This window comes from Paraburkholderia elongata, from assembly GCF_013177735.1.
GTDB classification, from domain to species: domain Bacteria; phylum Pseudomonadota; class Gammaproteobacteria; order Burkholderiales; family Burkholderiaceae; genus Paraburkholderia; species Paraburkholderia elongata.
Genome location: NZ_WOEZ01000014.1, coordinates 69,246 through 78,202 on the forward strand (window position 1 = coordinate 69,246; position 8,957 = coordinate 78,202).

The 8,957-nt window shown below is 59.9% G+C and carries 6 protein-coding genes; 2 read left to right on the top strand and 4 right to left on the bottom strand.

The genetic code is table 11. The features are described from left to right. Nucleotides 1-13 precede the first annotated feature (13 nt). Both mraZ and coq7 read right to left on the bottom strand, forming a co-directional pair. Nucleotides 14-442: a division/cell wall cluster transcriptional repressor MraZ gene (gene mraZ / locus GNZ13_RS02690; RefSeq protein ID WP_172160250.1), complete on the bottom strand. Its 429-nt coding sequence runs from the start codon at nucleotides 440-442 to the stop codon at nucleotides 14-16. A 567-nt stretch (nucleotides 443-1,009) separates the two neighbouring features. Continuing rightward, a complete protein-coding gene (gene coq7 / locus GNZ13_RS02695) occupies nucleotides 1,010-1,642 on the bottom strand; it encodes a 2-polyprenyl-3-methyl-6-methoxy-1,4-benzoquinone monooxygenase (RefSeq protein WP_172160252.1) in 633 nt (210 codons plus the stop codon). A gap of 302 nt (nucleotides 1,643-1,944) precedes the next feature. Between coq7 and GNZ13_RS02700 the strand changes: the two genes are divergently transcribed. Continuing rightward, nucleotides 1,945-3,126, top strand: a complete 1,182-nt coding sequence (locus GNZ13_RS02700) for a porin (protein ID WP_172160254.1) — start codon at nucleotides 1,945-1,947, stop codon at nucleotides 3,124-3,126. A gap of 215 nt (nucleotides 3,127-3,341) precedes the next feature. Here GNZ13_RS02700 and GNZ13_RS02705 read toward each other — a convergent pair whose 3' ends face one another. Then, the gene (locus tag GNZ13_RS02705) at nucleotides 3,342-5,015 is read right to left on the bottom strand and encodes a long-chain fatty acid--CoA ligase (RefSeq protein WP_172160256.1); all 1,674 of its coding nucleotides are present in this window, start codon (nucleotides 5,013-5,015) and stop codon (nucleotides 3,342-3,344) included. A 147-nt stretch (nucleotides 5,016-5,162) separates the two neighbouring features. Then, nucleotides 5,163-7,241 carry a molybdopterin-containing oxidoreductase family protein gene (locus tag GNZ13_RS02710; protein ID WP_172160258.1) on the bottom strand — a complete coding sequence of 693 codons (2,079 nt, stop codon included), beginning with the start codon at nucleotides 7,239-7,241 and terminating at the stop codon, nucleotides 5,163-5,165. 178 nt (nucleotides 7,242-7,419) lie between these two features. On the opposite strand from GNZ13_RS02710, the gene GNZ13_RS02715 reads away from it, so the two are divergent. Beyond that, entirely contained in the window at nucleotides 7,420-8,616 is a 1,197-nt protein-coding gene (locus GNZ13_RS02715; protein ID WP_172160260.1) for a M20 aminoacylase family protein, read from the top strand. Nucleotides 8,617-8,957: the final 341 nt, after the last annotated feature.

Sequence of the window (8,957 nt, forward strand, 5' to 3'; positions counted from 1 at the left end):
ATGTAATCCGCGATCAGAACGTGAAATTCTTTAACGCTTCGGGCATGCCCTCGGCGATCGCTGCCTGTTCCTTTGCTGCGTAAGTTTGTGCGTCCCACAACTCGAAGTGACGACCCATGCCGAGCAAGGTCACTTCCTTTTCCAGCCCGCCGGCCGCGCGCAATTCCGGCGACACGAGCACGCGCCCTGCGCCGTCCATATCAACGTCCATTGCGTTGCCGAGAAAAATGCGCTTCCACCAAGTCGCGTTCATAGGCAGCTTGTCGACCCTGTCGCGGAAGACTTCCCACTCGGGGCGCGGAAAGAGCAACAGGCAGCCGTCCGGGTGCTTGGTGATCGTCACCCGGCCCTCTGCCTGTGTTTGCAGCGCGTCCCGATAGCGAGAGGGAATCGACATCCGCCCTTTCGCATCGAGTGTCAGCGCCGACGCCCCTTGGAACACTTCGCTCTCCCCTGTCGACCGGAGTTAGCGCTTTAGCGCTTACTCCGGTCCCATGCAGTTCGCTGCGGTCGACCGGAGTTAGCGCTTTAGCTGTCGGCCCGAGTTAGCGCTTTAGCGCTTACTCGGGCCCCATGCAGAGCACTTACTCTGGTCCCATGCAACATAGTTGCTCGCGGCGTTTTTGCGCCGGCTGCCCAATTCGTGAAAATCTACCCGAAACCACCTGTGAGATCACACAAAAATACACTTTCTCACACTGTCTCCCACTTTAGAGGAACGCTAAACAGGGGTCAAGGGAGATACGCGCTTTTCGAGCGAATTTTGTTTTTTAGAACAAGGACTTAGCGCGACTCCTTCACGTCAGCCATAAAACGGAAAACCGTTATAAATGAATGAGCTACTGAAACTTGTGAAGGTGATACGTGAAAAGTACGAGGGAAAGGCGCGGAATGTAAGAGATCGTGAAGCGGGGTCGGGAGGTATTTGCTGGCGTTCCGGGTATTTCGGGCGGACGGCGCGCGAGGCGCCGTCCCACTTTCAGGCGGTGCGGGAGCAGAGGTCTCGAACTTATATGTAATAGGCGGTGCGTGTCATGACTTTCGATACCGCACGCATCAGCGCGCGCGCAGGGAACGGCAACTCGACGCCGCCTGCGTCCATAGCGGATTTACCATGCTCGACCTCATCCACACGCATCTGCTCAACGATCGCGCGCGACTCGCGGTCGGCCGCGGGTAACTGATCCAGATGGCTATCGAGATGCAGTTCGACCTGGCGCTCGGTTTCGGCCATGAAGCCAAGACTCACCCGATCGCCCAGGCGGCCTGCCGCAAGGCCGATTGCCAACGCGCCTGTATACCAGAGCGGGTTCAACAGGCTTGGACGCGAATCGAGCGCCGCGAGGCGTTTGGCGGTCCACGCCAGATGATCCTCTTCTTCTATGGCAGCGTGATTAAACACGGCCCGCAAAGACGGCGACCTGGTAGCGAGTTTCTGAGCCTGGTAAAGCGCCTGCGCGCACACCTCACCGACATGGTTCACACGCATCAAACCGGCCGCGTGCGCTCGCTCCGCCGGCGAGAGCTCGACAGGTTCCGCCGCCGATTCTTGCGGAACCGGCAACGGACGACTCATCCGCGACACGCCGGTCATTGAGCGTAAACCCCGATCAAACTCGCTAATCAACTCGTCCAGAAACATTAAGCACTCCCTGATTCGACAACCGCCCCGCCGCGCTGACGGGTCCGCACGGCAAGGCTTTGCAGGGCAAAACCGGCTTCGCGAAGACCTTGAATTCAAACGATTCCGACGGCCAATTCCTGATTTTAGACCATGTTGCGTAAACGAAACAGGACCCGCCCTGGCCGTCTCCTTTTGCTTTGTGCCATGTATGCCTTTTGTTACATTACGTGCAACTTCTCGCGAAGTTGGACAAGCAAGGCCTCAACGCTAGACAAATATTCGCCTTGTACAAAAGATTCGTATTCCTTGGAGATCATTCGATGAAAAAGTCGCTTCTCGCTCTCGCAGCACTGGGCGCATTCGCAGGCGTCGCACATGCTCAGAGCAGCGTGACCCTGTACGGTATCGTTGACGAAGGCTTCAACATGACCACCAACGTCAAGACGCCGTCGGGTGGCAAGCATCTGTACAACCTGTCCAGCGGCGTTCTGCAAGGTTCGCGTTTCGGCCTGCGCGGCACGGAAGATCTGGGCGGCGGTCTGAAGGCAATCTTCGTGTTGGAAAACGGCTTTGACGTGAACAACGGCAAGCTGGGTCAAGGCGGCCTGATGTTCGGTCGTCAAGCTTACGTTGGCCTGTCGAGCCAGTTCGGCACGGTCACACTGGGTCGTCAGTACGACTCCGTGGTTGACTACGTCGGTCCGCTGGAAGTGGGTGATCAATGGGGTGGCTCCATCGCAGCTCACCCGAGCGACCTCGACAACTTCAACAACTCGTTCCGCACCAACAACACGGTCAAGTACACGAGCGCAAACTACGGCGGCCTGACGTTCGGCGGCACGTACAGCTTCGGTGGTCAAGCCGGCAATTTTTCGCAGAACCAGATCTGGTCGTTGGGCGCTGGCTACAGCAACGGTCCTCTCGTTCTCGGCGTTGGTTACTTGAACGCGCGCACCCCGGCAAATGCGGGTGGCCTGTTCAACACGCCCTCCGCACCGACAGCGGCAAACGCAGCTGTGACGTCGGGCGTGTACACCGGCTTCGCGTCGGCTAACACGTACCAGGTCATTGGTGCAGGCGGCGCATATACGTTCGGTGCAGCAACGATCGGCGCAACGTACTCGAATATCCGCTTCGGAAACCTGGGTGCTACGTACGCATCGCCGTTCGCGGGCCAATCGGCTACGTTCAACAACGCGGAAATCAACTTCAAGTATCAGTTGACCCCGGCATTGCTGGTCGGCGCTGCGTATGACTACACCCGCGGCGCGGAAATCAACGGTCAATCGCGCGCTCAGTACCACCAAGGTGCAATTGGCGTGGATTACTTCCTGTCCAAGCGTACCGACGTGTACGTGACGGGTGTGTACCAGCACGCTTTGGGCGATACGCTGGATGCTACGGGCAAGGTGGTTGCTGCAACTGCATCCATTGCCAGCCTCACCCCGTCGGCGAGCCAGAACCAGTTCACGGCTCGCGTCGGCATCCGCCACAAGTTCTAATAAGTCGTAATAAAGCAGTTTGCCTCAAAGGCGCCTTCGGGCGCCTTTTTTTATGGCCACGCGCCGCGTAAGTCGAGTGGATTGCGTAGAGAGACGGCCGTCCAAATAGAAAGGCCCGGCAGACTTTCGTCTACCGGGCCTTTCTTATTCTTCCCGCAATGCGTTACTTCATGTCGGCTTCGTTCGAGCCGACGGGTCCGACGTGCGTGACGCGCTTACGCCCGGCCGTCGCGCAACTCGCGACGCAGAATCTTGCCGACATTGCTCTTAGGCAGCTCAGTCCGGAATTCGACCACCTTCGGCCGCTTGTAGCCGGTCAACTGCTGCTTGCAATACGCGAAGATGTCCGCATCGGTAAGCGCCTGGTCCTTCTTCACGACGAACAGCTTCACCGCTTCGCCCGAATGCTGATCCGGCACGCCGACCGCGGCGACTTCGAACACCCCCGGCATCTTGGCGACCACGTCTTCGATCTCGTTCGGATAGACGTTGAAGCCGGAGACCAGAATCATGTCCTTCTTCCGGTCGACGATCTTGACGAAGCCGTTTTCGTTCATCAAACCGACATCGCCCGATTTGAAGAAGCCATCCGGTGTCATGACCTTAGCCGTTTCGTCCGGACGGTTCCAGTAGCCAGCCATCACCTGCGGGCCACGGATGCAGATTTCTCCGGGCTGGCCGAGCGGCACCTCGTTGCCCTCGTCGTCGCGAATCGAGATTTCCGTCGACGGCAGCGGCAAGCCGATCGTGCCGCTGTATTCCGTGACGGTAACCGGATTGCAAGTGACGCACGGCGACGTCTCCGACAGACCGTAGCCCTCGATAATCGGTGTATGCGTATGCTCGAACCAACGCTTGGCGACGGCTTCCTGCACCGCCATACCGCCGCCATTTGCTGCGATCAGTTTCGAAAAATCGAGTTTGTGGAAGTCCGGGCTGTTCAACATCGCGTTGTACAGCGTGTTGACGGCGGGAATCGTCGTGATCGGATAGCCTTCCAGCGCCTTGATCATGCCGGGGATGTCGCGCGGATTTGGAATCAGCACGCCGAGGCCGCCGGTACGGATCGTCAGCAGCCCGCAAACCGTCAGCGCAAAGACGTGATAAAGCGGCAAAGCGACAACGGTGATGAACTGATCGATATCTGTGCGGTTAGCGCGAACCGGATCGAGCCAGATTTCCGACTGGAGCACGTTGGCTATCAGGTTCCGATGCAAGAGCGTCGCGCCTTTGGCCACGCCGGTCGTGCCGCCCGTGTACTGTAGAAACGCGACGTCGTCCGGGCCTTGCTGGACCGATTTGAAATTTTGGCGGCCGCCCTCGGCGATCGCAGTGTTGAATTTGACGTGGCCGGGCAGACTCCACGCCGGCACCATCTTCTTCACGCGCCGCACGACGAAGTTCACCAGCGTGCCCTTCACGCCCATCAGATCGCCCATTGCGGCGACGACAATGTGCTTGACCGACGTATTGCGCACGATCGCCTGCAGTGTGACGGCGAAGTTCTCGAGCAGGATGATCGCTTCGGCGCCACTGTCCTTGAGCTGATGCTCGAGCTCCCGTGGGGTGTAGAGCGGGTTCACATTCACCACCACGTAGCCCGCGCGCAAGATCGCCGCAATCGCGACAGGATATTGCAGCACGTTCGGCATCATGATCGCGATGCGCGCGCCGCGGGCGAGGCCCTTTGACTGAAACCACGAGGCCAGCTTGCGCGAGAGCGCGTCCAGCTCGCCGTAGCTGATCTCCTTGCCCATGCAGACGAACGCCGGTTTGGCACGGTGGTCGCGGAAGGCTTCTTCGAGCAGTTCGGCGACGGACGAATAGCGGGTCGGGTCGATCTCTGCGGGAACGCCGGGCGGATAAGATTTCAGCCAGATTTTGTCCATGCAGCGTCTCCTCCTTTATTTTCGAATGGTCGTGCTAAAAACGCATCGTAGCATGGGCACCCCGTTGTTATTCGCGAAAAGCGGCCGGGTTAGACTGCAGCCTCGAACCCGCTGAGGGCCGTGGCTGCGAGATTTTTGAGCGTGTTTTCAGGCGCGTTCGACTTCGACGAGGCAGTCGTAGAACGTGGCCGAGCCACCCAGATCGGTAAGCGCCTGGCTGGTGACCTGATTGGCGTTGCGGCCGTCGGGCGCGAGCTTCTTCCACCAGATCGACAAGCCGACCACGAGCCCTTTACGCGTCTTGTCGGTGATACGGGCGCGCGCTTGCATCGCGCCGCGATCGTTGAATATGCGCACTTGATCACCGTCGGCGATGTTTCGCTGCTGCGCGTCGGCCGGATGGATGTCGAGGTGCGGCTCGCCTTCTGTCGAACGCAGGCTCTCGACGTTCACGAAGGTACTGTTCAGGAAGTTGCGGGCGGGCGGCGAGATCATCGCAAGGGGGTAACGGGCGGCAAGCTCAGGCGCACCGTCTGCGGATTCGTAGGGCGGCAGATAGTCCGGCAACGGATCGAGCCCCTGCTGCGCGAGGCGCTCGCTGAAGAACTCGCATTTACCGGACGGCGTGCGAAAACCGCCCTCGGCGAATGGCGCATCAGGCACGTTCAGCGCTGCCCAGCCGGTTTTCTTTAGCGAATCCCAGTTGACGCCTTCGAGCGTTTTGTCATTCCAGCGGAATGCCGACTGCGCGATAGCGTCGTCGCTCTCGTAAAGCGCCGGCTCCTGCAGGCCCATGTGGCGCGCCAGGCCGCGAAAGATCTCCGTGTTCGGGCGTGCATCGCCGACCGGCGCGATCGCCGGCAAGTTGACCATCACGTGCGTGTGCCCGTACGACTTGTGCACGTCGAGGTGCTCGATCTGTGTCGTGGCAGGCAGAAGCAGATCGGCGTAGTCCGCGGTGTCGGTCTGAAAGTGTTCGAGCACGATCGTGAACAGGTCTTCACGTGCAAAACCGGCGGCGACCCGTTCGGAGTCCGGCGCGACCGCCACCGGATTCGAGTTATAGACGATGATCGCTTCGACTTTCGGGCCGAACGTGGCGTCGCCCGGGTGCAGCAACGCGTCGCCGATTGCATTCATATTGATGACGCGCGATGCCTTGGCGGGCCAACCCGGCATCAGGTCCGGGCGCTGCAAAGCGTGCGAATCCACCGGCGCCCACCCGGACGAAGACAACAGCGCACCGCCCGCCCGTTCGCGCCACGCGCCTGTCAGCGAAGGCAGACAGGCGATTGCGCGCACGGCGTTACCGCCGCCACGCACTCGCTGCAGGCCATAGTTCATCCGGATCGCGGCCTTTTTCGTGCTGCCGTAAAGGCGCGCAAAATCGACGATCACCTGCTCGTCGACACCGCAAATTTGAGCGACGCGCGAGGGCGGATAACTGAGCGCACGCGCCTTGAGTTCATCGAAGCCCAGCGTATGGGCCGCGATGTAGGCGTGATCGAGCAGATTTTCCGCGATCAACACGTTGATCATCCCGAGCGCTAAAGCGCCGTCGGTTCCGGGTTTCAGTGCAATGTGTTGGTGGCATTTTTCCGCCGTCAGCGAGCGGTACGGATCGATCGCGATCAGCCGCGCACCACGACGCTTGGCCTCCTGGGCGCGCGTCCAGAAGTGCAGGTTCGACGCGATGGGATTTGAGCCCCAGATCAGAATGACCTCGCTCTCGGCGAAAAACTCGGTGAGCATGCCGAGGCTGGCGCCGTAGGTATATTTCAGCCCCGCCGCACCGGCGGCTGCACAAATCGTGCGGTCCAGCTGTGACGCCCCGAGTTCGTGAAAGAATCGCTGCGCAATACTGTCGCCCTGAACCAAGCCCATTGTGCCGGCGTAGCTGTACGGCATGATGGCTTCTGGCGCTCGGTTCGCGATCTCCGACAGGCGTGCTGCGGCCAGCTCGAATGCCTCATCCCAGCTGATCGGCTCAAAGCGGCCTTCGCCTTTGCAGCCGACGCGCTTCATCGGTGTCGTCAACCGATGCGGATGGTGCACCCGCTCGGCATAGCGGCTGACTTTGGTACATAGCGCGCCTTGCGTCGGAGGATGATCAGGATCGCCGACGACCTTGACCGCCCGCCCGTCTTCGACGGTTACGCGCATCGCGCAGGTATCAGGGCAATCGTGCGGGCACACCGCGCGGGCGAATTCAGTCGGGGCATTCATCGGCGATCCGTCCAGGAGAGCGGTAAGCGGTGGGGTGACCCCGAATTTTATTACGTCCGTCGCCCGTTGACCCGCATGGTGCCGCCAAAAATGCCATCGGCGTAGAATCAGTTATCAACGTGCCCGGGCGATACGGCCGCGAGCGATCCCACGCAAAGCAAAGCACAAGCGCACCATCATGAAACTGATCCCAGAAATCCAGGCCGCCCACGGCGAAATTCAGACCCTCCGACGAACGATTCATGCACACCCCGAGCTGCGTTACGAAGAAACGGCAACAGCGGATCTGGTTGCCAGGACACTTGAGTCCTGGGGCATCGAAACTCATCGCGGATTGGGCAGAACAGGCGTAGTCGGCGTACTGAAACGCGGCAACGGATCGCGCGCGATTGGCTTGCGCGCCGACATGGATGCGCTGCCGATTCAGGAACTCAACAGCTTCGACCATCGCTCGCAGAACGACGGCAAAATGCACGCGTGCGGCCATGACGGACATACCGCGATGTTGCTCGGCGCGGCGCGACATCTGGTCAAAAACGGCGAATTTGACGGCACGATCGTATTTATCTTTCAACCGGCAGAAGAAGGTGGCGCCGGCGCACAGGCAATGATCGACGACGGCCTGTTTACGAAGTTTCCTGTCGATGCAGTTTTCGGAGTTCACAACTGGCCGGGCATGCCGGCGGGCCACTTCGGCGTGACCGAAGGCCCGATCATGGCGTCCAGCAACGAATTTCGTATTGAAATCAAAGGCGTGGGTTCGCACGCGGCACTGCCGCATAATGGCCGCGACCCCGTGTTCACGGCGGTGCAGATCGCGAACGGGCTGCAGAGCATCATCACGCGTAACAAGAAGCCGCTCGATACCGCAGTACTGTCGATCACCCAGATCCACACCGGCGACGCCGTCAATGTCGTTCCGGATGATGCGTGGATCGCAGGCACCGTGCGGACTTTTACCACCGAAACGCTCGATCTGATCGAAGCACGCATGCGCAAGATCGCCGAGAGCACGGCCGAGGCTTACGATTGCTCGGTCGATATCCACTTCCATCGCAACTATCCACCGACCATCAACAGTAGCGAAGAGACCCGCTTCGCTGCGTCGGTCATGAAGGAAATTGTCGGCGCGGAAAATGTCGACGATGCGGTCGAGCCGACGATGGGCGCCGAGGATTTTTCGTTCATGCTGCTGGCGAAGCCGGGCTGTTACGCGTTTCTCGGCAATGGCGATGGTGGTCACCGGGACTCAGGACATGGTGCCGGGCCTTGCATGCTGCATAACGCGAGCTATGACTTCAACGACGAGCTATTGCCGATCGGCTCAACGTACTGGGTTCAGCTGGCACAACGATTCCTGGCACAGGAAAAATAAGTCGGTTGGATGGATCTGGCCGACGGCTTATACGTCGGCTCTCACCACACCTCCGCGTATGTCAATGCGCGGCGTGCTTCTGGCGTCGGACGTGCTTATCTGGAGCTGACGGGTTACGCGAACGCGCTGCGGATCGGGAAGGAGTGACAGCGGAAGAACCGGAGCGCGTCGGGCAAAGTCGCACGGCGGCGATGCTTCCAGATACGCGTTTCTGCGCCGTAAACGCAGAAACCCCACCTTTTCGGGGTGGGGTTTCTGGTCTTGCTGGGGAGCCTGACGATTACCTACTTTCACACGGGAATCCGCACTATCATCGGCGTGGAGTCGTTTCACGGTCCTGT